This window comes from Mesorhizobium sp. AR07 (assembly GCF_024746815.1).
Taxonomy (GTDB): Bacteria; Pseudomonadota; Alphaproteobacteria; order Rhizobiales; family Rhizobiaceae; genus Mesorhizobium.
This window is the reverse complement of the sequence record NZ_CP080528.1, coordinates 143,168-166,969: the sequence shown is the minus strand read 5'-3', so window position 1 is coordinate 166,969 and position 23,802 is coordinate 143,168. Positions and strand designations below refer to the sequence as shown.

The window sequence follows — 23,802 nt, the reverse complement described above, 5'->3', positions numbered from 1 at the left end:
GCAAATCGTCCCCACGGCACACAAGGTGTAAGCGATGCGCCAAGGCACCTTTCCCGAAATAGCTTGATGGTTAGGGTCGCTTGTTGGTCGGCGCGCCGGCGGCGATCACTCCGGGTTGCCATAGCGGGTGACGTAGTGGAGTTCGCGCAGGGCGGGGATGACGAGGGCGATGTCTTTGTAGGCCTCGTGCTCGATGAAGTGCGCGGTCTCGGGCCCCGGCCTGGGCTTGCCGAGGACGTGACCTGCCACTGAACTGTCATCCAGTGGCGACTAGAGCCTTGGCCGTTTCTGTTACGCCTCTTGGCGCGGGTTGAGCAACCGGCGGAGGCGCGGAGCCTTCCATCAGCACAGCGTCGGAGCCGGTTGCGGTGATGACCTCGGCATAGGCTGCCGGGGTCTGGTAGCCGAGCGAGGAATGAGGCCTCGCGGTGTTGAAGTCCTCCCGCCATTCGGCGATGGCGCTGCGGGCGTGGTCGAGGCCGAAGAACAGGCTCTCGTTCAAGAGCTCGTCGCGCATGCGACCGTTGAAGGATTCGACATAACCATTCTGCATCGGCTTGCCCGGCGCGATGTAGGTAAGCGATGCGCCAAGGCACCTTGCAAGATGCCGATGAACATGGAGTTTTCGAGCCATGACATTGGAACATGCAAGGGGCGATATGGTCGCCGAGTTAAGCGGCGCCGCGGCGACCGAAGAGCTTACAACGGTGCGCGGGCGCGTGCGGCAACGAAGGCTGTGGAGTTGCACTGAGAAGCGCGCGTTGGTCGATCTGGCGAGCGCGGTGGGGTCGTCGGTGACCGAGGTCGCGGAGGCGTTCGGCGTAGCTCCGTCACAGCTCTATGCGTGGCGCAAGCAGATGGCCGGCGGCGAGCTCGAGGCCGATCAGGCGATGGCAACTTTCGCGCGGATCGACGGTAAGCGATGCGCCAAGGCACCTTGCAAGATGCCGATGAACATGGAGTTTTCGAGCCATGACATTGGAACATGCAAGGGGCGATATGGTCGCCGAGTTAAGCGGCGCCGCGGCGACCGAAGAGCTTACAACGGTGCGCGGGCGCGTGCGGCAACGAAGGCTGTGGAGTTGCACTGAGAAGCGCGCGTTGGTCGATCTGGCGAGCGCGGTGGGGTCGTCGGTGACCGAGGTCGCGGAGGCGTTCGGCGTAGCTCCGTCACAGCTCTATGCGTGGCGCAAGCAGATGGCCGGCGGCGAGCTCGAGGCCGATCAGGCGATGGCAACTTTCGCGCGGATCGACGTGAACGATCTGCCCGAGGTCGAGCGTCCCGTCGCCGATTGCCCGGACCCGGCCGGCAGGATCGTCGTGGCCTTTCCGAACGGCGCGCGATTGCTTATCGACGGGACCGTCGATCCGACGGCGCTACGTATCGTCCTGGCGGAGTTGACCAGTTGATCACAGTGGTGCCGACCGACCGGATTTACTTGTGCTGCGGTGAGACCGATATGCGCCGCGGGATCAACAGCCTGGCGCGGATGGTGCAGCAGGTGCTCGCGCTCGACCCGCATACCGGCGCGATCTTCTGCTTCCGTGGACGCAAGGGTCATATCATCAAGGTTTTGGCGCATGACGACCAGGGGTTCTGCCTTTTTACAAAACGGCTTTCCGATGGTTGTTTCGCCTGGCCGACCACCAAGGATCAGGTGACCGTGTCGCTCACCAAGGCACAGCTTTCGCTACTTTTGGACGGGATCGATTGGCGCCGGCCGAACAAGATTTATCGACCACGTCTGGCCGGCTAACTTCGGCCGTTCTCATTGATTTTGTGTCGATTTTGCTTCCGTAGACGAGGTCTTTCGGGTATGTAATTTGGGTGTCGGAACAAGCTCCCTCAACCGCTGATTTCTGTAAGCGATGCGCCAAGGCGCCTTTCCCGAAATAGTGCTCTATAGTAGATAGTAGGAAGCCGTTGGTCCGCGTCGCCGCCGATCACTGCGGATCGTCATAACGGGTGACGTAGTGGAGTTCGCGCAGGGCGGGGATGACGAGGGCGATGTCTTTGTAGGCCTCATGCTCGATGAAGCGCGCGGTCTCTGGCCCTGGCCTGGGCTTGCCGAGGACGGGCCGCCCCTTTTTGTCGACGCAGTAGATCAGGATCGGCAGCAGCAGGCCGTGGTTGGGGTTGTCGAGGTCGAGTAGCCGTTTCCATTTTTTGATGTTGAGATTGATGGCCGCGTAGAACCCCTGGCACCACGGCCGCGGGTCGATGCCGCCGCTGGGCTTGGTGGCGAAACGGGGCGCATAATCCTGCGGCCTGTCGAAGAGCGTCTCGTTGATCCGGTTGTGGATCCTGGCGACGCTGGCAAACACGGCGTGATCGGTTGCAGATCCTTTGGCCAGGACGTCGCGCCGCAACCCCATGAGCGGGCACATCCAGTCTTGCGGGTCCGGGAACCGCGGCCCGGTGACCGCCGCCGTTACGAAGCCATCCAGCGCCGACATCGTCCGCACCAGCGGGCGGGGGGCGGGTTTGATGGCCATCCAGGCCTCCAGCGCCTCGTCCGACAGCGCCATGTCATCGATCGCGCTCATGCCGCCAAGGAGAGCGGCATCGCTTGGCGGCGCACCCAGCTCCACGGCATCAGCTCGTCCCAGCGCGAGGCTGGCCAGTCGTTCTGGATGCGCTCGGTGACATCGGCCATGTAGGCTTCGGCATCGACGCCGCAGAGCTTGCAGGTCTCAATGATGCTGAGCACGACCGCTGACCGCTCCGCCGCGGCGAAGCTGCCCGAGAAAAGCCAATTGCGCCTGCCGACTGTCATCTCGCAGACATTCTGCCCATGTCGGGCGCGAGGTTGTCGTTTGGTATCGATGGCATCCGTATTTCGAGCGGACCGTTCGATGCGAGTATACCGAGGAGCGGGCGAACGGCAGAGTCGCGCACATTGTCGTGCGCCATGGCGAAGTCATTGTCGTTCCCACATGGATGTTGGATCGCGACGTTTGTGAAGCGTTCACCTTGGGCAGCCCTCGGGTGACCGTGGATGCGCTGACTGACCTTCACAACCTCTTGATCCATCGGGGATTTCGTAATGGCCTTGCGAGCGGTTCGAACGCTCAGGAGGTTATCGATGAAGACATTGCCCCCGCCAAGCCGGCTGCCAGCACTACGGCAGTTGATCATGCCACTCGACTCCCGAGCCCTGGACGGGCTGACGAGAGCGCAACGCGCGGTCGCGGTCGCGAGCCTCGCCAAGCTGCTGATGGCGGCTGCAGGTGTCGCGGAGAAGGAGATGACCGATGACGGGCGGTAATCTTCTTCCCATGGCACTCCTGAAGCGCAAGGCCGTCGTCTACGTCAGACAGTCGACGGCCCAACAGGTTCATGCAAACCTTGAGAGTCAACGCCGGCAATATGAGCTGGTCGACGTTGCGCGGCGTTGGGGGTTCCACAATGTCGAGGTGATCGACGAGGATCTGGGCCGCAGCGCGAGCGGCGCCGTCGAGCGCCCGGGTTTCGAGCGGCTCGTCGACGATCTGTGCACCGGTCATGTCGGCGCAGTATTGTGTCTTGAGGCCTCTCGGTTGTCGCGCAATGGTCCGGACTGGCACAGGCTGCTTGAGCTTTGCGGTCAGGTCGATGCGCGCGTGATCGATATCGATGGCATTTACGATCTATCATGTTGATACCCTTATTCGGTAGCAGGTGGGTTAAAGTCGAGGTGTTGCCGCACGCCGGATTTGAGCTCTTGTATTGCGGCGATTGTTGCAGCGGCATCTGGAAACAGAACGCGTTTGTGAAGGGCGTTTTGGCGGACACTGATCACGCCATTGCGGATTCGATGCCGGATCCAGGAGCGAGAAACGTCCGCTGCCATCGCTAGTTCAGACACCGTTAGCCACCCGGGAATGTGGTGAGAGCGGGCTGGTGTAGACTGCCTCAATACGCGATGGCGTTGTCGGACGATCTGGACTGTGCGCACAGGAACGTAGCTGCGGCGCGGTGAGCGGAAGCCTTCCTTAGTCAGTTTGGCCGCTATCGCCGCGTCGTCGTCCCCTTGATGAGCCAGTTCGAGCAGCCGGACCTCCATCTCGGCGCCGCGAGACAGGGCGCTCAAGGCATGCACCCTCGGCTCGACCTCGCGTTCGGTAACTTCACCGCCTCGCCAAACGATGCGGATCGTAATCCGATCTCGGACCACCCGTTGCAGGATCACTTTGTCGATCAGGCTGCGTAGTAAGGCTTTCTTGCGTCCCCACTCTATGTCAGGTCTCTGCCAAAATTCGGGAAGTTGCGAACCGGCAGCGATAAAATCATTCTGTTCTGTCGGCGTCAGATCATCAGATTGACTTTGCATTGCGCGACGGCGCTCAAGTGCATCCTCCGCTTGACGAAGCTCACGCAGAGCCCCCCTCCCAACGGCGCTCCAACTCGGCCGCAATCAGGCGATTGTCAGGGTCAACCCGATTGTATTGCCGTTCTGCGAGCAGCGCTTGATAACGCAGCCGCTTGATCTGCTGCTCTTCAGCGCGCTCAAAAGCCTCGTCTGCCTGCTGACGAGCATCTTTGGCGTGCATCAACTCGGCCAACTCGGCCGGACTGGCCGCCGCGAAGAGGGCCTCAACGACGCGGGCGTCGATGGGATCGGCTGGCAAATGCTGGCATAAGGCTCCGCCCTGGCTGCGTGCCAGGAAGTTGCAGACGTAACGATTGCCGTTCTTGTATTCGACGCCCATTTTATGGCCGCATCGCCCGCACCAGACAATGCCTTGCAACACCGCCGCGCCATCACGCGGCGCACCGCGTGTCTGGTTTCGTCGGTATTCAGCGTGATTGTCGCTCAGCATGGTCTGGATCCGCTCGTAACGCTCCCAATCGCAATAAGCAGGATAACGGTCTTTAACTACGATTTTCCACTCTGCCATTGGCCGGCGTCGCGAGATGATTTTACCACTCGCATACCTGGCGTGACAGGACTGGGTGCGGCCATAGACGAAGGCGCCGGCATAGGCCGGGTTCTTCAACATCCCGGCAAGCATGTTGGCAGTTGGGACGCGCCAGACAACGTCGCCAAATCGATTTCGCCGCGGTATGGTGAGCGCACGATCCCGCAAGGAACGGATCACTTTTCCGACGGTGCCCAACTCCCAAAATGCAGAGAATATCAGGGCAATCCGGTCCTGCACTTCCTGGTTTGAATCCTTCATCACGACACCATTGGTATCCCGCTCCAACCCGGCTGGTAACAGCAAAGCCAACTCACCCCGTTCAGCCTTGCTGAGCAGACCAGCCGTCAGGCGGCCACGAAGCGTGTGCAATTCCACTTCCGAGATCGTACCCTTCAGGCCAAGCAACAGGCGCCCGTTGGCCGAGCCCGGGTCGTAAATTCCGTCGCGGTCGCCGATGAGGCATTGCCGATAGCCGCATAAATCGAGGAGTGGGTACCAATCGGAACAATTGCGGGCAAGCCGTGTCACTTCATACGAGAGAACGATGCCAACTTCACCCAATGTGACGCGTCCAAGGAGATCTTTGAAGCCGGCACGGTGAGCCGCCGCAGCTCCACTCTGGCCAAGGTCCGCGTCGATCACTTCGATATTGGTGTCGTCCCAGCCGAGATCCCCCGCACGCTGATGCAATGCATACTGCAGCCGCAGGCTTTCCTGGTTGTTGACCATCTGATGTGGTGTCGATTGCCGGATGTAAATCACGGCTTTTCGGCACAAATGCTGGGTTGTTATCAGATCCGACATCATGGCTCGCCCTCCAGAGAACCATGCGGTTCCGATCGGGGTGATTCGGTTTCTGACGTCAGGCTATCATGCTCAGCCATATCGCCGGAACTTCGCGGCGCCTGCGCCTTTGCGCAACTGACCAGGCGAATAAAATCGCGAACGCTCGCAGTCGAAAGCTTGGCTGACGGCGAATCTGGTGCCGATGGATACAGATTGGTGGCCGAGATCGGAATCTTCAGGAGAACATCATCGCGGTAAACGACAAGAAGCTGACGATAGGCGCCGGCGCCGCTCGGTCCTGCCGCTAAAATGAAATCGCGCCCATAAAGAGGGTGTGCCGGATCAGTAACTGTTATGCGCTGATCATCTCCAAATCTAATTGGGGCATTAAGATGTGTGCTCGTATGATCCCGCCAAGCCGAACGACCGGCTGTTGCTCGGCATGAAGGGCAACATCAGCGAGTTCGAGCTTTCTGTCATTCGGGCGCGGATGCACGAGGCCGCGCGACAGAAGGCCCAGCGGGGCGAACTGCGGATAAGCGTGCCGATCGGCTACATATGGCCCCGCGATTACGGCCTGGGTTTCGACCCTGATATTCGGGTCCAGGAAGCCATCAGGCTTATATTCGCGCGGTTCCGCGAGATCGGCAGCGCCCGCCAGGTGCTGATCTCGCTCAATGCCGAAGGCATGCATTTTCCGCGCCCATCTGACGGCAAGATGATGGTCTCCTTCGACTGGGTTCCGATCCGCTATCGCAACGTCATCAGCGTATTGAAGAACCCTTTCTATGCGGGGGTCTATGTGTACGGCAAAACCCAGAAGCGGACCGAGATCGTCGATGGCCGCGTTCGCAAGAGCTACGGCCACCGTAAATCCCATGAGGATTGGGCGGTTATGCTTAGGGAGCATCATGAAGGCTATGTCGGCTGGGACGAGTATGAGCGGAATCAGAAGCTGCTCGCCGCCAACACGTACGGCAAGGGCGGCGGTGTAAAGTCCGGTCGGGGCGGAAGGGCTCTTCTGGCCGGCATGCTCACCTGTGGTCATTGCGGTCGCCGCCTGTGCGTCGTTTATGTCGGCCGTCGCATCGGTTATCATATCTACCGTTGCGACCGTTCGAACCTCATGCTGGCGCGACCCCGATGCATGACCGCCAATGGCGGTCGAGCTGACGCTGCGATCTCGCAGGAGCTTTTGCGCGCCGTGGCGCCCATGGCGATCGAAGCAGCATTGGAGGCGGAGCGCATGCATCTCGAAGGCGAAGCGCAGAGAAGGCAGATGCTTGAACTGGATTTGCAGCAGGCCCGCTACGAAGCCTCGCTTGCGGAACGCCGCTATGCGGCCTGCGACCCCGACAATAGGCTCATAGCCGCTCAGCTTGAGAAGAGCTGGGAGGCGACGCTTCGCCGTATCGAAGCCTGCGAAGCCCGGCTCAACAATCGGCAAGTTCGCGATGACGCCGCCATCCCGGATTTTGCCGGCCTGGCTCAGGATCTCAGGGCTGCATGGGACGGTTCCGATGTCGACATGCGTTTTCGGCAGCGGCTCCTGCGCGCGCTGATCAAGGATATCGTCGTGACCGTGGACGATGATGCGAGACAGGTCGAACTCACTATACACTGGCAGGGCGGACAGCATTCGCAGGTTCACATTCGCAAGCCAAAGTCCGGCGAGCACACCAAAAGCACGCCCGAGGAGGCGATGGCCATCATCCGATCGATGGCGACGCGCTGGTCCGACGCAGATGTCGCCGCCACGCTCAACCGCATGGGGATGCGGACCGGTCAGGGAAAGACCTGGACAGGGCATCGCGTCAGCTCGTTGCGCCGGGTGCACAAGATCGAGGGCTACCGGTCTGCCTGCAATACTGGCGGAGAATGGCTCACCATGTCGGAAGCCGCGACCAAATTCGGCGTCACCAACCATAAAATCCGGCGTGTCGTCGAAGCCGGGCTCTTGCCCACCGAGCAAATCATGCCCGGCGCCCCCCATCAAATCCGCGCAGCGGACCTCGAAAAGCCCGCCGTCAAAGCCGCGATCTCGCGTAAAGGCCCGTGTCGCGTCACCGACCAAGACCAGAAATCCCTGTTTTCCGCCATTTGAAAAGGAGCAGCATAATGAATCAGGCATTGTAAATCCACGAATGGCCCGCTCCGCGATCAGGTTGTCGGGCTCGAGCTGGCCATCGTAGAGGAAGCGATTGAACGCTCGCCATCGGTTGGTGCCATAGGCGAAGGCCTTGGCGATATCGGCATGGCGCGACAAACCGTTGCCCTGGCGCATGAGCTGTCGTCGCAGCGCGCGGACCAGTGGTCGGGTCCGCCTTCGTCGTGCGGCCAATCGCTCGGCGGGCGGCAGCCCTCGTATCTCTTCCTCAATCCTGTAGATCGCCTGGATACCGGCCATCGCCGTCGTGCTGAGCTCGGTCGGCTGGCTGTCGTGAACGTCGAATATCTTGCGACGCAGATGGGCCAGGCACGCAGCTTCTCGAATTGCGCCACCCTTGTAGAGCTGGTTGTAGCCGCTGAAACCGTCGGCCTGGAGCGTCCCGGTAAATCCGGCGAGCTCGCTCATCACGCTCTCGCCGGCGCGGCCCATGGTGGCGCGATACCAGGCGATCGGCGGCTCCTTCGAACCCGAGTTGCGGTCGTCGGCGACGTAGACCCAGAGCGCGCCCTTGTGCGTCTTGCCGGTGCCGGGCGCCAGGATCGGAAGCCGCGTGTCGTCGGTGTGAATCTTGCTGCGGGTACGGCCGATCTCACGGATGCGATTGTAGATGGGATCGAGCAAAGCGGCGGCGTAGCCGGCGCTGCGCGCAAGCGTGGAACGCTCGATATCGACGCCCTTGGCGGCCATCATCTGGGCCAGACGGTAGAAGGGCAGATGATAACCCCACTTGGCCATCATGATATGGGCGAGCGCGGCATAGCTGAGCTTACCGCGTGCAATGGCCTTGGCTGGTGCGGGCGCCTGGATGATTTTATCGCAGGTCCGGCAGCTGTACTTGGGTCTAATGGTCTCGATCACCTGCCAGGCCTGGGCAACCAGATCGAGCATCTCGTCGCTATCTTCGCCCATGGCGCGCAGATCGCCGCCGCAGCCCGGGCAACATGCGCAAGACGGCTCCCGAACGGCCCGCTTGCGCGGCAGGTTGGGATTGAGCTTGCGCACCGGCAACACCCGGACCTTGTCGGTGTCAGCAACGATGGGCAGCTCGAGATCGGGCACGCTGGCGGCGAAATCGGTCTCGAGATCTTCGAGTTCGAGCCGCATCTGGCCCAGCTTCTCGGAGGAGCGGCCGAAGGCCTTGCGGTTGAAGCGATCGATCCGCAGCTGCAGGCGCTGGATGCGAAGTGCGGCCTCGGCGCGCTCTCTGCGAAGCTGCTCATCCCGTTCGGCAATGGTGATGTCACGGGCACAAACCGCCGCCTCCAGAAGGGCGATCCGAGCGAAGAAATCAGCGGTTGAGGGAGCTTGTTCCGACACCCAAATTACATACCCGAAAGACCTCGTCTACGGAAGCAAAATCGACACAAAATCAATGAGAACGGCCGAAGTTAGCCGGCCAGACGTGGTCGATAAATCTTGTTCGGCCGGCGCCAATCGATCCCGTCCAAAAGTAGCGAAAGCTGTGCCTTGGTGAGCGACACGGTCACCTGATCCTTGGTGGTCGGCCAGGCGAAACAACCATCGGAAAGCCGTTTTGTAAAAAGGCAGAACCCCTGGTCGTCATGCGCCAAAACCTTGATGATATGACCCTTGCGTCCACGGAAGCAGAAGATCGCGCCGGTATGCGGGTCGAGCGCGAGCACCTGCTGCACCATCCGCGCCAGGCTGTTGATCCCGCGGCGCATATCGGTCTCACCGCAGCACAAGTAAATCCGGTCGGTCGGCACCACTGTGATCAACTGGTCAACTCCGCCAGGACGATACGTAGCGCCGTCGGATCGACGGTCCCGTCGATTCGCAATCGCGCGCCGTTCGGAAAGGCCACGACGATCCTGCCGGCCGGGTCCGGGCAATCGGCGACGGGACGCTCGACCTCGGGCAGATCGTTCACGTCGATCCGCGCGAAAGTTGCCATCGCCTGATCGGCCTCGAGCTCGCCGCCGGCCATCTGCTTGCGCCACGCATAGAGCTGTGACGGAGCTACGCCGAACGCCTCCGCGACCTCGGTCACCGACGACCCCACCGCGCTCGCCAGATCGACCAACGCGCGCTTCTCAGTGCAACTCCACAGCCTTCGTTGCCGCACGCGCCCGCGCACCGTTGTAAGCTCTTCGGTCGCCGCGGCGCCGCTTAACTCGGCGACCATATCGCCCCTTGCATGTTCCAATGTCATGGCTCGAAAACTCCATGTTCATCGGCATCTTGCAAGGTGCCTTGGCGCATCGCTTACTTTCTTCGTCGGACAGGTCGTGGACGTGCTTGAGGTAATGCAGACCGACCATCAGCCGCGTCGGCTTGGCCGGCCTGCCGACCGGGCGATAAAACCCGCCAAACGCTTCGTCAAAGCGCGACCACGGCATCAATGCCGACAACCGAACCAGCGGATGGCGCGGATTGATGATGGCATCGAGGCGCTCGCGGAACAAATCATTCTTACCGGACGACGGACGGGCTGGAAGCATTGCAAAAACACCGGGAAACGACGGGATCGAAGGTGGTTTCCGGCATTCTCCAATACTTCAAACCCAATGGGAATCCCTGCAAAGCAAGAGGTCCAAGAGTTTTTCAGGGCGAACTAAGGCGGGTTAGTTCCCTGCCTGTCGCGTCTTGGATGCGGATACCCTTACCCGTTTCGACGATCGTAGGCTCTCCGAGCTTCCCAGTTGCAAAGTCCTTGAGCTGCGTGAATGGGTGCAAGACGCTGTTGCGGTCTTTGTCAGAAATGTTCTGAATCGTGTGCTTCACAGTGGGACTCCGACGTCCATATTAGGAGGTATTAAAATTATAGAGTCATGACATCTAAGAAATACACTTCTTAGAAGCATTAATTCGACTGGCCTCGCGTAACTTGAGAAGTCCTATGATTGTTTCATTCCGCTCTTCGATCATCTGTGGAATGGTCCTGCCATCAATGACTTCTTGCGCTTGTTGAAGGATGCGCTCGCGCAGTTCAGGGGTCCAATCTGGAAGTGGCGATTCCGTTACATAGGGAGCTCTCCACTCCACTGCTCCATGAATATCCATAAATGCTTCCAATCCGCCGTCACCACCGCCTAAGTGGAACGTGGCAAATGGGCCCATGAATGCCCACCGCAGGCCCAAACCGTGAGTTAAACAGTCATCAATCTGCGCGACCGTGGCTTGTTCTGCGGCGATCATGTGCAGCGCCTCCCGGAACAGGGCAATCTGAAGCCTATTAATCATGAAACCGTAGATCTCCTTGTCCATCCGCAGAACTCGCATGCCGACGGTTTCAAAGAAGGTAACAGTCCAATCCAGGACAGCGAGATCTGTTTTTTCCCCTCCTACAACTTCGATAAGCGGGATAAGGTACGGCGGATTCACAGGATGCGCTACGACGGTACGCTGCGGATGTTTGCAGCGCTTTTGTATATCCGTCATTGGAAATCCCGACGTACTTGACCCGATCACAATGCTCGGATCCACCAACTCGTCGAGTTTCTCGTACATCTGAACTTTCAAATCGAGAAATTCAGGTATGCTCTCTTGAATGAAATCAACATCAGCCACTGCTTGCTCAAGGTCTTGAGTGAAGAGCAATCTTTCTCGCGAAGCGCCTGGTTTGAGGCCGATTCTCTCCAATACCGGCCAGGCATGATCAAGCGTCCGCTGAAGAGACGCGTTGGAACCCTCACCCGGGCCATAGGCCGTTACGTCATACCCATTGGCAAGAAACCGCGCGACCATTCCCCCGCCAATAGTGCCGATTCCAATGCATGCGATCCGCTGAACGTTATGTGGCTCTGGACGACTCATAAGGTAATGACTCCTGATGTGATTTCCAAACCTAGAAAACTATTTTTGCCGCGCATGAGTGGTTCGAAGGAAAGCAAGAGACGTGTGCGCGACGTACCGCTCCTAGGAGGGCCGCTCCGGGGAAGGGATGGGTAGCTGACCGTCGGTATCAATATCGCTACTGACCGTCGCTAAGTCTACCCGAGGCCCCGCGTCGGCTGTTCGCCATGTCGAAACCAACCGTCGGTACACGCGCGTTCGGGCCTGCTTCGGTGCCGCGCGTCCAGCGCCGACCCTAAAGGTCAAGATAGTACGAGAGATAGGGACTCAATCGAGCAATTCTGTCATAGAGCGCCCGCGCTTGCCTATTGGATCTGTCCGCATTCCAATAGATCTTCAACCAGCCTTGGCTGCAACCGTAGGCGGCCAGATGCGCTATCATGGCTTGGCCGGTTCCTTGGCGCCTCCGAGAATGATCGACATAGAGATCAACGAGAAAACAGAGTAGCCGATCGCTCCAAGTATAAGGGTGTATGATAAAGTTGACGAAACCTAACGGAACGCCAGTTGCTCCGACAGCGATCATCGCGTTCGTTGGGTTGTCTGGATCCTCAATCCGCCGCCAGATCGTCTCAGTCGCCTGTGCTGATGCACGAAAACCCTGGTCGGCGCAGTAGGCGTTCCACATGGACTGCCATCCGTCGCGATCGGCAGTTCCTATAGGACGAATCTCCATGACGGGCTCCCGCTTGAGAAGTGGGTTGCTGGGGGAATCCAGGCCGAATGGGGCAACCCCCTACCGCAATCTCGGGCAGCCGGGCAGACATACCCTTTATGCTCCATCTGGGTATTTAGCCCGGCGCTGTAGTCGCTACAAAGGATATGAGCCGTCGGCATCATGGGTCTCTTTACCATGAAGGGCGGGAGCAAACACGCAGGCGTTACGCATTTGTGTCTTGGCACGCAGGATATGCCTGTCGTGCTTGTCTAAGATATAGATCGTCCCCGGTCGGATGGGGTGAGTCTTGCTGTCCGCCAGTGTCTCGATCTCACCCTCGCCTTCGATGCAGAAAACTGCCTCGAAGTGGTTCTTGTACCAGATAGGCGTCTCGGTATTCGGAAACATAGTTGTGATATGAAAAGAGAAGCCGACTCCGTCCTGACTTAGGAGAAGGCGAATGCTCTCCCAGTTCTCCGCGGTGACGCGTCGGTCGGACTGCTGCGCCTCCTCTAATGTCCTGATGATCATGATCGATTCTCCATGGTTTATTGGTGGACTCGTGTCGGGTAGGCGCTCATGCGCGCAGTTCAGGGCTATTAGTCTCTTGGGCTATGGGGCTTTCCATGTGGCATTTGCCATGTCCAGGGCAGCGATGGGATCTCCCGTGGCTGCCGCATAGCATCTGCCGAGCCATAGATCAGGCCAATGTCGGAGCGGTAGGACATGCCCTTGAACCGTATTTTCTCAATGTTGGCATAGGCATGGTGGACGGCTTGTGCATAATTGTCACCGAACCCGGTGACGTGCAGCACGCGCCCGCCTGCCGTTACAAGATTGTTCTCGGCGTCGCGGCGGACATTAGAGAGGAACAGATGGGAGTTACGGCGGTCCACTGCCTTAAGTCCAGAAATAGGGAAGCCGACCTCGAAATCTCCGTGCGGCCAGCCCGGGTAGCGGATCTCGCGGCCGACCTTGTCCAATCGCATTGTTGGCCCTTGTGCGGCCACTACGTTGCAGTAGCATTTGTCGTCTGTCTCGAGGGACATAGAGCCAAGGGTCCCCTGAAGGACGGCTTCGCAAAGCCGGACGAAGTTGCTCTGCACTTTGGGCAGGACGGCCTCCGCCTCGCTGTCGCCCAATCGTGCGTTGATTTCAATGACTTTGATGCCGTCATCGCAGAGCATGGCGCCGATATAGATGAAGCCTGTGTACTTCAAGCCTTCACCCAGAATTGCAGCTCTTAGAGGCTCTAGAACCTCGGTCTGTATCTCACGGTAAAGCGCCTTGTCCGCGAGCGGATGTGGAGAGAGCGAACCCATACCGTCGCAATTAACGCCCTTGTTGCCATCATCGGAGCGCTTATAGTCCAAGGCCGCCGGAAACATCAGAAACTCCTTTCCGTCGAAGAGGGCGGAGATTGATATCTCCACTCCGAAGAGGCGCTCCTCAACGACGATGCGGTTTCCAGCATCCTTGTGTGCCCGCGCGAGCATGATGCTATCGACGGCTTGAAGCGCCGAGGCTTGGTCGCTGCATACATAGGCGCCGTTGCCTTCGCATAGCCCGTCCGCCTTGACGACAACATCATAGTCGAGCTCGCGAATGTAGCACTTGGCAGGTTCGGGCTGGTCGAAGACCGCGAAACGCGCCGTCTTCACGTTGTACCGCTGCAGGAGCGACTTCGTGAACGCCTTGCTTGCTTCCAGTCGAGCTGCAGCACGGTCTGGGCCAATTGTGGGGATCCCGTTGGTTTTCAAGAAATCCACATAGCCAGTGGAGAGCGCGTCGATGTGAGAGACAAAGACGAAGTCTATTGCACGCGCTTGGCAAAGGCGTACTGCAGATCCCGGATCACTTAGCGAAATATCGGGCACCGGGCAGATGCGTTCGTCAGCAACCGATGTGTTTCCCGGCCCATAGAAAACCTGTACCGAAGGGTCAGTACGCTGGAAGAGATCAGCTATCGCGTGCCCTCTCCCTGTGGAGTCGATGAGCAGCACATTGCGCCTGGGATTGGACATGCCTTATCCTTTGTGTTGTCAGATTATAAGCACGAGGAGGAGCCTGAGGCGCTCGTCAGCAACGCAGTATCGGACGAGTCAATCATCGCCCTGACTGACGGTGGCATTGACGAACTGACGCAATTCTTGCCCATGCTCGCCGGTTACGATCTTTAGGAGCAACCGCACGCTTTCCCAGTTCGACGTCTCGACCCGCCGGGTTGTTAGTTTCTCCTCATTCAAATCCTGGACGATCATCATAACCTCTCAAGTCGCCGCGTTTGCTGCGCTGCCGATCACGCTATCGATAGCGCCCTCGAGGATGTCGAGGCCTTGGCTAAGCTGATCCTCCCCAATGACAAGGGGCGGCAGACATTTCACGACCTCGTCATAAGGACCAGCGGTCTCGACGATGAGGCCCCTCTGGAAGGCGGTGCTGATGACCTGCCCGGCAACCTCGCCAGACTTCAGATCGATGCCTCGCATCATGCCACGACCCTTGGCTGAAGCGCGGCTTGGGTCGTATTTCTGCGCGATCTGCTCAAGGCGGCTTTTCAGCAGATTGCCTTTCTCCGCGACGGACGCAGCAAAGCTGTCTGTCCGCCAGAAGTGCTCAAGGGCTGCCCGGGCGGTCACAAAAGCATGGCAATTGCCGCGGAACGTGCCGTTGTGTTCTCCCGGCTCCCACTTGTCGAGTTGTCGATCAATTAGGACGAGGGCCATAGGCAGGCCATAGCCCGATATCGATTTCGCCAGAGTGACGATGTCCGGGCGGAGACCGGCCGCCTCAAAGCTGAAGAACGCATCGGTACGGCCAACACCCGCCTGAATGTCGTCTACGATCACCAGAGCTCCGTGTTTGCGCGCAATGGCCGCCACCCTGCGCAGCCACTCCGTGCCGGCGACATTCAGGCCGCCTTCGCCCTGAACTGTCTCGACAATCACCGCCGCCGGGGCGTCCACGCCGCTGGAGGGATCCGAGAGCAGGCGATCAAGGTAATCGGCGGTGTCTACAGCGGATCCAAGATAGCCGTCATAGGGCAGTCGCGTGACGCCGCCGAGCAGCTGCCCGGCGGCTGCGCGGTGATATCGGTTGCCGGTGCAGGAGAGAGCGCCAAGGCTCGCGCCGTGAAAGCCATTAGTGAAGGCTATGATGTTGGGCCGACCAGTGATCTTGCGCGCCAGCTTGAGGGCAGCCTCGACCGCGTTGGCGCCGGTCGGACCGGGAAACTGAACGACGTAGTCGAGTTGTCGCGGTCTGAGAATCGTCTCATCCAATTCCCTCAAAAAAGATTCCTTGGCTTCGTTATACAGATCAAGGCCATGCGTGATGCCGTCACCCGCAATGTAGTCTGTGAGCGCGGATTTCAGCTCAGGGGGGTTATGCCCGTAATTTAGACTTGAGCAACCCATGAGAAAGTCGAGATAGGCTGCCCCATCTCGCGCAAACAGTTGGGCCCCCCGTGCCCTCGCGAAAACGACGGGAAGGCGACGGGCGTAGCTGCGCACCTCAGACTCAAGATGGTTGAAGATCGCAAATTCCTCCTCGCGATCTGGCGCTCTTTGGTCAGTCATCGTTGCCTCTTTATTTGGGTTGGGTAGGCAGACCGGCGGGAAACGATCGGGTCGATCGCTTTCAAGAGCGTGGATGGGTCGCTCGGCGCCGGTAGGCCTGCAACCAGCCAACCACCGCGCCGGCACGCTCCGCGAGCACGCAGGTGTCGGCGAAATCAGTGCAAAGCAGGAGCTCGCAATACAGCGAGTTGCGGTCCAGTTGCGGACACTTCGCGATGAGTTCCCATACATTAGCGGCATGAAATATCCGTCGGTTTTCGGAATGTCACTCGCGGCAACTGGACGTTGCGTGGCATAAGCTTCGAAAATGTCGATATCCATTAAAGGGCCTCTCTGTATGGGTCTTGCGATCAACGCTGCAGGTTCTTGTCCACGCATTCCAAACCATTGATTTCGACAATTAGCTGCGGCCAATCTCTGACTTAAAGCGAACGTATCATGGTCAGCGACTTGCATTCGCAAAGAGTCTGTAAACTTGTTTGACGAATCTGTTGCAACGCTTTGGATAGCGATAGCGTGACAGTCAGTACCCGCCTTGTGGCAACGCTGTCGGCGGCGTTGTTGGCCGGGGCCACTGACATAGCCGCACCGGTTTTTCCAGCATGACTGCAACCACGATTCTTGGGTATTTCTCTATGTCGGCCGTGACGGGATCCTTGCCGACGAGTAGCTGTGACAGATAGACCGCGAACTGGCGACAGAACTGGAACTGACCGCGGCCTCTAATCGCGGCCGTGGCCGCCGGCGGTGATGGGGCCGTTCGCTGGGCGGCGCGTTGGCCACCCCCTGGCTTCGCGGCGTCTACAATGCCTCAGTCGGCCCTCCCGAGGTGACGGCCGCACTGCAGGCCACGGGCCGAGCACGCGAGTGGTGTTCGCCACCCACGAGCTGACGCAGACGGCGCTGCTTCGAGAAGGCGCGATCGAAGCGGTATCGACAACCCCGTGTTCGCCACCGCACCGGTGGTGACGACGGCGCGGCTTTTGGAGCGCAGCACGACTAAAAGTTCCCACCCGGTCCACATTCATATGATCGAAAACGCTGGCTCAGCCGACGACACTGGCGATTTGTCCGATGCCGCTTTCTGTGCGCAAGGTTTCACTCTGTCCGACATCCGACAATTGTTGGATGTCAGACAGGGCCCCAAATCCGCTAACAGCGCCTTCTATTGAATTTTCCTCTCTGGCACGTTCTGTGCAGTGCGACTTGCGAATGCATCAGCAAGAAAATAGTCCCATGATCACACTCACTGAAAACGCCGTCGCCGCCGTCAAGGCCGCGCTTTCCCGCGCCGACGAGCCTGCGGAAGGCTTTCGTATCATGGTCGAAGGGCTGCGCCGGCCTCAAATACCTGATGGGTCTGGAAAGCGTCTCGCGCGAGGGCGATGCCATCATGGAGACGGACGGGTTCAAGGTGTTCGTTGACGCAAACTCCCAGCCCCATCTCGCCGGCATGACCGTTGACTTCGTCACGAACCTGGAGTCCTCGGGCTTTGTCTTCGACAATCCCAATGCGCGGGACAAATGCGCCTGCGGCAAGTCCTTCGGCTAGCCGCCATCACGACAAGGATCGGCGCCGTGCGGGATAATACCGACAACGTCTACCTCTTCAGCGACAAGCTCTATTTCATCAACCCGCACAATGTCGGCGCTTTGGGCACCCCCGATGCGGCCGGCGAGGTCGGCGCCGTTGCCTGCGGCGATGGGCTTAAATTGACGATGGGTTTCGACCGTACGACGCAGACGATCACCGCCGCAACGTTCCAGACCTTCGGCCGCGGCTCGGCCATAGCCGCTTCCTCGACGTTTACCGGAGTCATCGTCGGCAAGACCATCGATGAAGCCCTTCAGGTCACCGATCAGGACATAGCGGATTCTCGGCGCCCTGCCGCCGCATACGACATACTTATCGCTCGACCGCCTCATCCTGGAGCGCAGCTTGCGGCTGATGAGCGAGTTCTTCCGTGCTGTGAGGCAGGCTTTCGAGGAGACACCAGGATTCTCACGCCTCGTCCTCGTCAAGGCATCATCGGCATGAGCGACGTGATAGAGGCGCTTCTCGTAGTGACAGGCTTCGAGGAACCAGAGACCCTTCCCCGCAGCCTCCACCCGCTGAAACCCAATTCTGCGTGGAGTTCGGGCGGGTCGGTTTTCGGCAACGAGCCTCGACTGTGGAACGAGCTGCAAAACGTGCAGTGGGACATTTCCCACCTTTTACCGCCTCTGGTAACCCAGCAGAGATGCTCCCTTGCTCGGTCGAAGGACGCGTAAGCAATGCCATATGCGGTCAAGGAAATTTTCTACACCCTTCAAGGCGAAGGACGAAATGCCGGGCGGGCTGCCGTATTTTGTCGTTTCACCGGCTGTAATCTTTGGTCGGGACGTGAAGGCGACCGGGAAAGTGCATTCTGCGGATTCTGCGACACTGATTTCGTTGGGGTAGACGGCCCCGGTGGCGGACATTTTGCGACCGCACGAGAGCTTGCGTTGGCGGTCGAACAAGCCTGGCGCGGGTCGGGAACTGGACAGCGTCTTGTCGTGCGCACCGGAGGGGAACCCCTCCTCCAGATCGATGAAGAACTCCTTGAAGCGCTGCATTCCTTGGCGTTTGAAATTGCCGTGGAGACAAACGGTACCATCCCCACACCCGCCGGCATCGACTGGCTGTGCGTCAGTCCGAAATGCAATGCACGCCTCGTGGTCATGGCAGGGGACGAGCTAAAGCTTGCATATCCTCAGATTGGCGCGGAGCCAAAACATTTCGAAGTTCTCGCGTTTGAGCACCTTTTGCTTCAGCCGATGGATGGGCCGATCGCGATGCGAATACGGCCGCTGCGGTCGCCTATTGTCTTGCCAACCCACGTTGGCGCTTGAGCCTTCAAACCCACAAGTTTCTGGAGATCCCATGAAAATTACGCAAGCTTTCACCTTCGAGGCAGCGCACTGTCTTCCGCGTGTGCCAGAGACCCACCGCTGCCACCGCATGCATGGCCACTCATACCGTGTAGAACTGCGTCTGGAAGGGCCCGTCGATCCTGAGACGGGCTTTGTCGTCGATCCTGAGACGGGCTTTGTCATCGATTTCTTCGATGTGGAGGCTGTGTTCGGACCGCTTCTGCAACGTCTCGACCATCAGCATCTGAATCAGATTGAGGGTCTCGAAAATCCGACCGCGGAAAACATTGCGGTCTGGATCTGGAACCAAACCAAGCCGCTTCTTGGCCAAATCTGCTCGGTAACAGTCTATGAGACGCCGCTGTGCTGGGCTGAATACGAGGGTTGACCGATGCAACGAGATCCGGGAGCCGCACTCGTCCTTTTCTCCGGCGGCCAGGATTCGACAACCTGCCTGGCCTGGGCGCTGGAGAACTTCGAGCGCGTAGAGACAATCGGCTTCGACTATGGGCAGCGGCACCGGATCGAGCTCGATGTGCGGCCCTACCTGCTCGGGCGCATTCGAAAAGACTTTCCGGCCTGGGGTGGGCGACTAGGCGAGGACCACATGATTGACATGGCCGTGCTCGGCCAAATCAGTGATACCGCGCTCACGCGGGACGTCGAGATCGCACTGAACGCGAACGGTATAACAAATACCTTCGTGCCTGGCCGCAACCTTCTGTTCCTCGGCTTTGCGGCTGCGATGGCTTACCGGATGGGCGCGAAACATCTCGTGATCGGCGTGTCCGAGACGGATCGTTTCAGCTACCCGGATTGTCGAGATGACGCAGTTAAAGCGATGCAACTTGCCCTGAACCTTGGAATGGAGACGCGTTTCATCATTCACACACCTCTCATGCGGCTCGACAAGGCGCAGACCTGGGCGCTGGCGGATTGGCTGGGCGGCGAGGCGCTGGTGAAGCTCATCTGCGAGGGAAGCCACACTTGCTATAGCGGAGACCGAGAGCATAGACATAGCTGGGGTTTCGGTTGCGGGACCTGCGTCGAGTGTAATCTTCGCGCAGTAGGATGGGAGCAATTCCGATCCCGCAAAGAGGCACCGGTGGCCGCCCATGAAATGACGTGAGCGCCCAGATCCAGGCCGACGGTGGCAATCTGTTCCATAGATCGCTTCCTGGCAAGCTAGTTTTACGATGGTCAGTTCTACTCCCTGGAGGGAACCAGTCTGAACTGGACTGCTGTTTTCTGTCCCGACGTCGATATGCTCAACACGTCGAGTGAGCGAGGTACCTTCCCACGCGACCGAAGCGCTCTACTGTCATCAACGCTTTGAATGTCCGAAAATCTGAATCACCTTCTCCTGGTCTGGATGGCGGCCATCATCGCCGCGGGAAGTCCTGGTCCGAGCAATATGCGGATCATGGGACGGCTGTGCGGCAGGGTCGCCCGGATGCCTTAATCCTGTCGTCCGGCGTGGTGACCGGGTCGATCGTTCAGGGGAACGATGGCTGCCACAGGCATATCGGCCATTCTGAGCCGGTACGCCGAGGCGTTGATCGTCCTGAAATTTTCGGCGGCCCTTTACCTTCTGTTCCTTGCGTTCAAGCCGGAAAACCAGCGCTCACTTCCGATGAAGCGTAAGCGCTGTTCTCAGGCCACGCCCCTGATTCGGGCGCACAGATGTAGGCATAGGGCAGGTGGTCGATCAGTCTGTCGGGGTGGCCATTGACGATCCTGGTGAGGACGTTGGTGAGGAAGCCGGGCGGCTCGACACCGTTGAGTTTGCAGGTCTATGCCGACCGCCAAACTATCCCGAGTGTACAAGTTTTTACCGTAAGCGCTGTCCCGGCCGCACTTTTCGCGCGTGAATGTAAGGGACGATGTTCGAGCTTTGAGGGCCTTCGACATATGACGTTTTCAGAGTTACGCTTAAGTCCAAGGAAGAGGAGCCGGTACGTCGGCTGGAGATCTTCACTGATTCGGGTCGGCGGCGTGAGTGGCCGCCCGAGGGAGAAGCCCCGGATAGTCGCGGAGAGCTACGACGGTTTGTGCTGTGGCACGCCGGTATGGACTTTCGCCGCGGCAATTGTTCGCCTGGCGTCGGGCTGCTCGCCGGCCGATGGGGGAGGCAGCGATACCGGAGTCCACGTTCGCGCCGGCGGTGGTGACGGCAGCGCCACCGAAGCCTGAGGCGAAGCATCGGCCACAGCCAAAGAAGCGGGAGCCGGCTCGAGACGCGGGTGTGATCGAGCTCGAGATCGGCGGCATCGCAATGCGGGTGGGTCGTAGGCCGGATTCGAATACGATTGCACCGGTGATCCTTGCGAGGGCAACGTCGTGATCGGGCGAATGGGAGCGGTCAAGGTCATGGTGGCGACGAAGCCGGTCGACTTCCGCAATTATGTGGAGTGCCGGATTATGCGGAGTCCAGCGGCAATAGCTTGCCGGCTGCGGGGTTTAGACTAAGGAGCGTTCACTCGACATAACCTGCCGATCGGCTGACTGACTTCAGCATGGCTAGCAGCTTATCGGGCGTGCGAAAGCGAGTTTCTCGGTCGGATCGGCCCGCAGGTAGACTTCTGTGCTTTGGAAGCTGGCGTGACCAAGCCAGAGCGAGATTTGCGGACATCCCGGGTCGCCTGCAGCGTCTGCATGGCACAGGTGTGCCGTCTATGTCGACCAAGACATAGCAGGCATTGGACTAACCCGCTCCGCGATTGCGGAGCGGCAAGGAGGGTGTTTGCCGCCGGCGTGGTGCTGATCGCGTCGTCTGTCGCGCTGGTCATGTGTCCACAACAAGCTCCGACTGCGTCAGCATGGAGTGGCTGCTTGCAGCCCATTCCATCGGACAAAGGAGGAGTTTGTCATGACCCAACTTCGCCAGCGCATGAGCGAGGACATGCAGGTGCGCAACTTCGCGCTCAACACCCAGCTGTCGTATCTGCAACAGGTGTCGCTGTTCGCTCGCTACTTCTGTAAGTCGCCGGACTTGCTCGGGCGCGAGGACATTCGGACCTATCAGGTCTATCTGGTCAACGAGAAGAAGCTGGCGCCCGGCTCGATCCACACCGCCATTGCGGCGCTGCGCTTTCTCTACACTGTGACGCTCGATCGGGACTGGGCGCCTGAAGAGGTCCTGCCGCTACCCAAGAAGCCGCAGAAGCTGCCGATCATCCTCAGTCCAGAGGAAGTTCAGCGGTTCCTCGGCTGCGTCCTCGACGTCAAACACCATGCCATTCTGACCACGTGCTATGCCGCCGGCTTGCGCATCTCGGAAGCGATACAGCTGAAGCCCACGAACATCGACAGCCAGAGAATGGTCATCCGCATCGAGCAGGGCAAAGGCCAGAAGGACCGCTACGTGATGCTGTCGCCCAAGCTGCTGGAGATTCTGCGTGACTATTGGAAGATGCGGCGGCCAAAGGAGTGGCTCTTCCCCGGCGATCGCCCCGGCCAGCCAATCACACGGGACGCCGTAGGAGATGCCTGCAAGAAGGCGCATCAACGCGCCGGATTGTCCAAGCCGGTCACGCCACACAGTTTGCGCCACGCCTTCGCCGTTCATCTATTGGAGGCCGGCGCCGACGTGCGCACCATTCAACTGCTGCTCGGTCACCGCAGCCTCGCGACCACCGCCCATTACCTGCGGATCGCCACCAACAAAGTCTGCGCCACATCGAGCCCCTTCGAGCTCTTGCCGCGTCCGGCGCCCACCGTGCCGCCGCCCGCCAAGCCGCAATACTTCTGAGCGGCGGCAATGGCTCGCTCGGGGCCGGAAGTGGCGGATATCTTCCGCTGCTACGCCGAAGCCTATCGCGCACAGCATGATGCGTCGCTGTCGACGGCCCAGCGCCGCGTCATGACGGCGATCGAACTGTGCCGGACCGCCGCGCTCGGCGGGCACGTCGAAGCATGCGATCAATGCGGCCACCGGCGCATCGCCTTCAACAGCTGCCGCGACAGGCATTGCCCCCGCTGCCAATCGCTGGCCCGCGCACAATGGCTGGAGGATCGTCGCGCCGAGCTTCTCGACACCCAGTACTTTCACGTCGTCTTCACGCTGCCGGAGCCCATTGCCGCCATTGCCTATCAGAACAAGGCACTCGTCTACGGCCTGCTCTTCCGCGCCACCGCCGAGACCCTGCGCATCATCGCCGCCGATCCCAAGCACCTGGGCGCAGAGATCGGCTTCTTCGCCGTGTTGCACACCTGGGGCCAAAACCTGCTCCATCATCCGCATCTGCATTGCGTCGTCCCAGGCGGCGGCCTTTCTGCCGACGGCGATCGATGGGTCGCCTGCAAGCCCGGCTTTTTCCTGCCGGTCCGCGTGCTCTCACGCCTGTTTCGACGATTGTTTCTGGAGCACCTGGAGAAAGCCTTCGACGCCGGCCTGTTGAAGTTCTTCTCTGACTTGCAGGCGTTGAGCGAGCGCGATGCCTTCCGGCGCTATCTGGCGCCGCTACGAAAGGCCGAGTGGGTCATCTATGCCAAGCCGCCATTCGCCGGATCCGAACAGGTCCTCGACTACGTCGGCCGCTATACCCACCGCGTCGCCATTTCCAACAATCGGCTCGTCGCCATCGAGGATGGGAAAGTCGCTTTTCGCTGGAAGGACTATCGGCACGGCAGTCGGCAGAAGGTCATGACCGTCGCGGCCGATGAGTTCATTCGTCGCTTCCTGCTACACGTCCTGCCCGAGGGCTTTCATCGCATCCGCTACTACGGCTTCCTCGGCAATCGCTATCGCGCGCAAAAGCTCGCCCGCTGTCGTGACCGGCTCGGCATGCCGGTTCCCGAGCCGGCGGACAGCCGATCCGCAAAGGACTATCGCGACCGCTACGAGGACCTCACCGGGCATTCCCTCAGGCAATGCCCGGCGTGCCATCGCGGGCAGATGATCATCATCGAAACATTCGACGGCGTCACCGGACGCCCGCCATATCAGGACACGTCATGAAGCAAGGGCGTCGCCTTCCTTGTCATCAGCATCG

The 23,802-nt window shown here is 59.6% G+C and carries 24 protein-coding genes and 12 pseudogenes; 16 read left to right on the top strand and 20 right to left on the bottom strand.

Going from position 1 to position 23,802, the window contains the following annotated elements; translation table 11 throughout:
- Positions 1-105: 105 nt before the first annotated feature.
- Together BPNPMPFG_RS37040 and BPNPMPFG_RS37035 are read right to left on the bottom strand one after the other, a co-directional pair.
- Positions 106-249, bottom strand: coding sequence for a hypothetical protein (locus BPNPMPFG_RS37040; protein WP_258598759.1), 144 nt, complete (start codon positions 247-249; stop codon positions 106-108).
- Positions 250-256: 7 nt separating this feature from the next.
- A pseudogene (locus BPNPMPFG_RS37035) lies at positions 257-589 on the bottom strand (integrase core domain-containing protein); the annotation flags it as partial.
- A 43-nt stretch (positions 590-632) separates the two neighbouring features.
- On the opposite strand from BPNPMPFG_RS37035, the gene BPNPMPFG_RS37030 reads away from it, so the two are divergent.
- Genes BPNPMPFG_RS37030 through tnpB (BPNPMPFG_RS37020) form a run of 3 tightly spaced genes read left to right on the top strand, consistent with a single transcriptional unit; the run spans position 633 to position 1,757 of the window.
- Complete coding sequence (locus BPNPMPFG_RS37030) at positions 633-1,091, top strand: transposase (RefSeq protein ID WP_258598757.1); 459 nt, start codon at positions 633-635, stop codon at positions 1,089-1,091.
- Positions 1,092-1,101: 10 nt separating this feature from the next.
- Entirely contained in the window at positions 1,102-1,410 is a 309-nt protein-coding gene (locus tag BPNPMPFG_RS37025) for a transposase (RefSeq protein WP_258598756.1), read from the top strand.
- Positions 1,407-1,757 carry an IS66 family insertion sequence element accessory protein TnpB gene (tnpB, locus tag BPNPMPFG_RS37020; RefSeq protein ID WP_183454926.1) on the top strand — a complete coding sequence of 117 codons (351 nt, stop codon included), beginning with the start codon at positions 1,407-1,409 and terminating at the stop codon, positions 1,755-1,757. The genes BPNPMPFG_RS37025 and tnpB (BPNPMPFG_RS37020) overlap by 4 nt, the downstream gene beginning before the upstream one ends.
- Positions 1,758-1,944: 187 nt before the next feature.
- On the opposite strand, the gene BPNPMPFG_RS37015 is transcribed toward tnpB (BPNPMPFG_RS37020), so the two are convergent.
- Positions 1,945-2,529, bottom strand: coding sequence for a UPF0149 family protein (locus tag BPNPMPFG_RS37015; protein WP_258598754.1), 585 nt, complete (start codon positions 2,527-2,529; stop codon positions 1,945-1,947).
- A gap of 14 nt (positions 2,530-2,543) precedes the next feature.
- A complete protein-coding gene (locus BPNPMPFG_RS37010; protein ID WP_258598752.1) occupies positions 2,544-2,777 on the bottom strand; it encodes an IS66 family transposase in 234 nt (77 codons plus the stop codon).
- A gap of 309 nt (positions 2,778-3,086) precedes the next feature.
- Here BPNPMPFG_RS37010 and BPNPMPFG_RS37005 point away from each other — a divergent pair, with 309 nt between their 5' ends.
- Together BPNPMPFG_RS37005 and BPNPMPFG_RS37000 are read left to right on the top strand one after the other, a co-directional pair.
- The gene (locus BPNPMPFG_RS37005; protein WP_183455447.1) at positions 3,087-3,269 is read left to right on the top strand and encodes a PX domain-containing protein; all 183 of its coding nucleotides are present in this window, start codon (positions 3,087-3,089) and stop codon (positions 3,267-3,269) included.
- Positions 3,256-3,630 (top strand): annotated as a pseudogene (locus BPNPMPFG_RS37000) (recombinase family protein); the annotation flags it as partial. The gene BPNPMPFG_RS37005 and the pseudogene BPNPMPFG_RS37000, both read left to right, overlap by 14 nt.
- Positions 3,631-3,647: 17 nt before the next feature.
- On the opposite strand, the gene BPNPMPFG_RS42985 reads toward BPNPMPFG_RS37000, so the two are convergent.
- Both BPNPMPFG_RS42985 and BPNPMPFG_RS36995 read right to left on the bottom strand, forming a co-directional pair.
- Positions 3,648-4,313: a hypothetical protein gene (locus BPNPMPFG_RS42985; RefSeq protein WP_319946050.1), complete on the bottom strand. Its 666-nt coding sequence runs from the start codon at positions 4,311-4,313 to the stop codon at positions 3,648-3,650.
- Between the two features lie 40 nt (positions 4,314-4,353).
- Positions 4,354-5,712, bottom strand: a complete 1,359-nt coding sequence (locus tag BPNPMPFG_RS36995; RefSeq protein WP_319946049.1) for a recombinase family protein — start codon at positions 5,710-5,712, stop codon at positions 4,354-4,356.
- A 382-nt stretch (positions 5,713-6,094) separates the two neighbouring features.
- Between BPNPMPFG_RS36995 and BPNPMPFG_RS36990 the strand changes: the two are divergent.
- Positions 6,095-7,795, top strand: a pseudogene (locus BPNPMPFG_RS36990) (recombinase family protein); the annotation flags it as partial.
- A 36-nt stretch (positions 7,796-7,831) separates the two neighbouring features.
- Here the strand turns inward: BPNPMPFG_RS36990 and tnpC are convergent.
- The 12 genes and pseudogenes from tnpC to BPNPMPFG_RS36930 all read right to left on the bottom strand — a co-directional run.
- Positions 7,832-9,178, bottom strand: a pseudogene (tnpC, locus tag BPNPMPFG_RS36985) (IS66 family transposase); the annotation flags it as partial.
- A 71-nt stretch (positions 9,179-9,249) separates the two neighbouring features.
- The gene (tnpB, locus tag BPNPMPFG_RS36980; protein ID WP_183454926.1) at positions 9,250-9,600 is read right to left on the bottom strand and encodes an IS66 family insertion sequence element accessory protein TnpB; all 351 of its coding nucleotides are present in this window, start codon (positions 9,598-9,600) and stop codon (positions 9,250-9,252) included.
- Complete coding sequence (tnpA, locus tag BPNPMPFG_RS36975; RefSeq protein WP_258598751.1) at positions 9,597-10,034, bottom strand: IS66-like element accessory protein TnpA; 438 nt, start codon at positions 10,032-10,034, stop codon at positions 9,597-9,599. The genes tnpB (BPNPMPFG_RS36980) and tnpA overlap by 4 nt, the downstream gene beginning before the upstream one ends.
- Before the next feature lie 58 nt (positions 10,035-10,092).
- Positions 10,093-10,323 (bottom strand): annotated as a pseudogene (locus tag BPNPMPFG_RS36970) (transposase); the annotation flags it as partial.
- A gap of 124 nt (positions 10,324-10,447) precedes the next feature.
- Positions 10,448-10,606 (bottom strand): annotated as a pseudogene (locus BPNPMPFG_RS36965) (aspartate aminotransferase family protein); the annotation flags it as partial.
- Between the two features lie 54 nt (positions 10,607-10,660).
- Entirely contained in the window at positions 10,661-11,638 is a 978-nt protein-coding gene (locus BPNPMPFG_RS36960) for a 3-hydroxyacyl-CoA dehydrogenase NAD-binding domain-containing protein (protein WP_258598749.1), read from the bottom strand.
- Positions 11,639-11,912: 274 nt separating this feature from the next.
- On the bottom strand, positions 11,913-12,353 hold the full coding sequence (locus BPNPMPFG_RS36955; RefSeq protein WP_258598748.1) for a GNAT family N-acetyltransferase: 441 nt from the start codon (positions 12,351-12,353) through the stop codon (positions 11,913-11,915).
- 135 nt (positions 12,354-12,488) lie between these two features.
- Positions 12,489-12,866: an ectoine synthase gene (locus BPNPMPFG_RS36950; RefSeq protein ID WP_258598747.1), complete on the bottom strand. Its 378-nt coding sequence runs from the start codon at positions 12,864-12,866 to the stop codon at positions 12,489-12,491.
- 68 nt (positions 12,867-12,934) lie between these two features.
- A complete protein-coding gene (purD, locus tag BPNPMPFG_RS36945; protein ID WP_258598745.1) occupies positions 12,935-14,359 on the bottom strand; it encodes a phosphoribosylamine--glycine ligase in 1,425 nt (474 codons plus the stop codon).
- Between the two features lie 78 nt (positions 14,360-14,437).
- Complete coding sequence (locus BPNPMPFG_RS43390) at positions 14,438-14,599, bottom strand: cupin domain-containing protein (protein ID WP_413776944.1); 162 nt, start codon at positions 14,597-14,599, stop codon at positions 14,438-14,440.
- Between the two features lie 6 nt (positions 14,600-14,605).
- On the bottom strand, positions 14,606-15,913 hold the full coding sequence (gene ectB / locus BPNPMPFG_RS36935) for a diaminobutyrate--2-oxoglutarate transaminase (RefSeq protein WP_258598744.1): 1,308 nt from the start codon (positions 15,911-15,913) through the stop codon (positions 14,606-14,608).
- Between the two features lie 88 nt (positions 15,914-16,001).
- A pseudogene (locus tag BPNPMPFG_RS36930) lies at positions 16,002-16,160 on the bottom strand (diaminobutyrate acetyltransferase); the annotation flags it as partial.
- Between the two features lie 697 nt (positions 16,161-16,857).
- Here BPNPMPFG_RS36930 and BPNPMPFG_RS36925 point away from each other — a divergent pair.
- From BPNPMPFG_RS36925 to BPNPMPFG_RS36895, 7 genes and pseudogenes are all read left to right on the top strand, one after another.
- Positions 16,858-17,085: a hypothetical protein gene (locus BPNPMPFG_RS36925; RefSeq protein WP_258598742.1), complete on the top strand. Its 228-nt coding sequence runs from the start codon at positions 16,858-16,860 to the stop codon at positions 17,083-17,085.
- A gap of 64 nt (positions 17,086-17,149) precedes the next feature.
- Positions 17,150-17,465, top strand: a pseudogene (locus BPNPMPFG_RS36920) (iron-sulfur cluster assembly accessory protein).
- 26 nt (positions 17,466-17,491) lie between these two features.
- A complete protein-coding gene (locus tag BPNPMPFG_RS36915; RefSeq protein ID WP_258598741.1) occupies positions 17,492-18,184 on the top strand; it encodes an iron-sulfur cluster assembly scaffold protein in 693 nt (230 codons plus the stop codon).
- Between the two features lie 3 nt (positions 18,185-18,187).
- Positions 18,188-18,822 (top strand): annotated as a pseudogene (gene queE, locus BPNPMPFG_RS36910) (7-carboxy-7-deazaguanine synthase).
- Entirely contained in the window at positions 18,819-19,196 is a 378-nt protein-coding gene (gene queD / locus BPNPMPFG_RS36905) for a 6-carboxytetrahydropterin synthase QueD (RefSeq protein WP_258598740.1), read from the top strand. Before queE ends, queD begins: the two are co-directional and overlap by 4 nt.
- A 3-nt stretch (positions 19,197-19,199) precedes the next feature.
- Positions 19,200-19,937, top strand: a complete 738-nt coding sequence (queC, locus tag BPNPMPFG_RS36900; RefSeq protein WP_258598739.1) for a 7-cyano-7-deazaguanine synthase QueC — start codon at positions 19,200-19,202, stop codon at positions 19,935-19,937.
- A gap of 207 nt (positions 19,938-20,144) precedes the next feature.
- A pseudogene (locus BPNPMPFG_RS36895) lies at positions 20,145-20,446 on the top strand (LysE family transporter); the annotation flags it as partial.
- Here the strand turns inward: BPNPMPFG_RS36895 and BPNPMPFG_RS36890 are convergent.
- Positions 20,413-20,589 (bottom strand): annotated as a pseudogene (locus BPNPMPFG_RS36890) (hypothetical protein); the annotation flags it as partial. The pseudogenes BPNPMPFG_RS36895 and BPNPMPFG_RS36890 sit on opposite strands and share 34 nt — an antisense overlap.
- Positions 20,590-20,864: 275 nt before the next feature.
- Here BPNPMPFG_RS36890 and BPNPMPFG_RS43385 point away from each other — a divergent pair.
- Complete coding sequence (locus BPNPMPFG_RS43385; protein WP_413776943.1) at positions 20,865-21,152, top strand: hypothetical protein; 288 nt, start codon at positions 20,865-20,867, stop codon at positions 21,150-21,152.
- Between the two features lie 132 nt (positions 21,153-21,284).
- On the opposite strand, the pseudogene BPNPMPFG_RS43380 reads toward BPNPMPFG_RS43385, so the two are convergent.
- Positions 21,285-21,480 (bottom strand): annotated as a pseudogene (locus tag BPNPMPFG_RS43380) (tyrosine-type recombinase/integrase); the annotation flags it as partial.
- A gap of 197 nt (positions 21,481-21,677) precedes the next feature.
- Between BPNPMPFG_RS43380 and BPNPMPFG_RS36885 the strand changes: the two are divergent.
- Positions 21,678-22,559 (top strand): tyrosine-type recombinase/integrase, encoded by an 882-nt coding sequence (locus tag BPNPMPFG_RS36885; protein WP_258598397.1) that lies wholly within the window; start codon positions 21,678-21,680, stop codon positions 22,557-22,559.
- 9 nt (positions 22,560-22,568) lie between these two features.
- Complete coding sequence (locus BPNPMPFG_RS36880) at positions 22,569-23,768, top strand: IS91 family transposase (RefSeq protein ID WP_258598398.1); 1,200 nt, start codon at positions 22,569-22,571, stop codon at positions 23,766-23,768.
- Positions 23,769-23,802: the final 34 nt, after the last annotated feature.

Bases quoted from the DNA above. Each gene is read 5' to 3' on its own strand.
- BPNPMPFG_RS36885 (WP_258598397.1), top strand. From the start codon at position 21,678: ATGACCCAACTTCGCCAGCGCATGAGCGAGGACATGCAGGTGCGCAAC.
- BPNPMPFG_RS37030 (WP_258598757.1), top strand. From the start codon at position 633: ATGACATTGGAACATGCAAGGGGCGATATGGTCGCCGAGTTAAGCGGC.
- BPNPMPFG_RS43390 (WP_413776944.1), bottom strand. From the start codon at position 14,599: ATGATGATCGTCCAGGATTTGAATGAGGAGAAACTAACAACCCGGCGG.
- BPNPMPFG_RS37005 (WP_183455447.1), top strand. From the start codon at position 3,087: ATGAAGACATTGCCCCCGCCAAGCCGGCTGCCAGCACTACGGCAGTTG.
- ectB (WP_258598744.1), bottom strand. From the start codon at position 15,913: ATGACTGACCAAAGAGCGCCAGATCGCGAGGAGGAATTTGCGATCTTC.
- queD (WP_258598740.1), top strand. From the start codon at position 18,819: ATGAAAATTACGCAAGCTTTCACCTTCGAGGCAGCGCACTGTCTTCCG.
- BPNPMPFG_RS36950 (WP_258598747.1), bottom strand. From the start codon at position 12,866: ATGATCATCAGGACATTAGAGGAGGCGCAGCAGTCCGACCGACGCGTC.
- BPNPMPFG_RS36960 (WP_258598749.1), bottom strand. From the start codon at position 11,638: ATGAGTCGTCCAGAGCCACATAACGTTCAGCGGATCGCATGCATTGGA.
- tnpA (WP_258598751.1), bottom strand. From the start codon at position 10,034: ATGACATTGGAACATGCAAGGGGCGATATGGTCGCCGAGTTAAGCGGC.
- purD (WP_258598745.1), bottom strand. From the start codon at position 14,359: ATGTCCAATCCCAGGCGCAATGTGCTGCTCATCGACTCCACAGGGAGA.
- BPNPMPFG_RS37010 (WP_258598752.1), bottom strand. From the start codon at position 2,777: ATGACAGTCGGCAGGCGCAATTGGCTTTTCTCGGGCAGCTTCGCCGCG.
- BPNPMPFG_RS37015 (WP_258598754.1), bottom strand. From the start codon at position 2,529: ATGGCGCTGTCGGACGAGGCGCTGGAGGCCTGGATGGCCATCAAACCC.
- BPNPMPFG_RS42985 (WP_319946050.1), bottom strand. From the start codon at position 4,313: ATGCAAAGTCAATCTGATGATCTGACGCCGACAGAACAGAATGATTTT.
- BPNPMPFG_RS36880 (WP_258598398.1), top strand. From the start codon at position 22,569: ATGGCTCGCTCGGGGCCGGAAGTGGCGGATATCTTCCGCTGCTACGCC.
- BPNPMPFG_RS36955 (WP_258598748.1), bottom strand. From the start codon at position 12,353: ATGGAGATTCGTCCTATAGGAACTGCCGATCGCGACGGATGGCAGTCC.
- BPNPMPFG_RS36995 (WP_319946049.1), bottom strand. From the start codon at position 5,712: ATGATGTCGGATCTGATAACAACCCAGCATTTGTGCCGAAAAGCCGTG.
- queC (WP_258598739.1), top strand. From the start codon at position 19,200: ATGCAACGAGATCCGGGAGCCGCACTCGTCCTTTTCTCCGGCGGCCAG.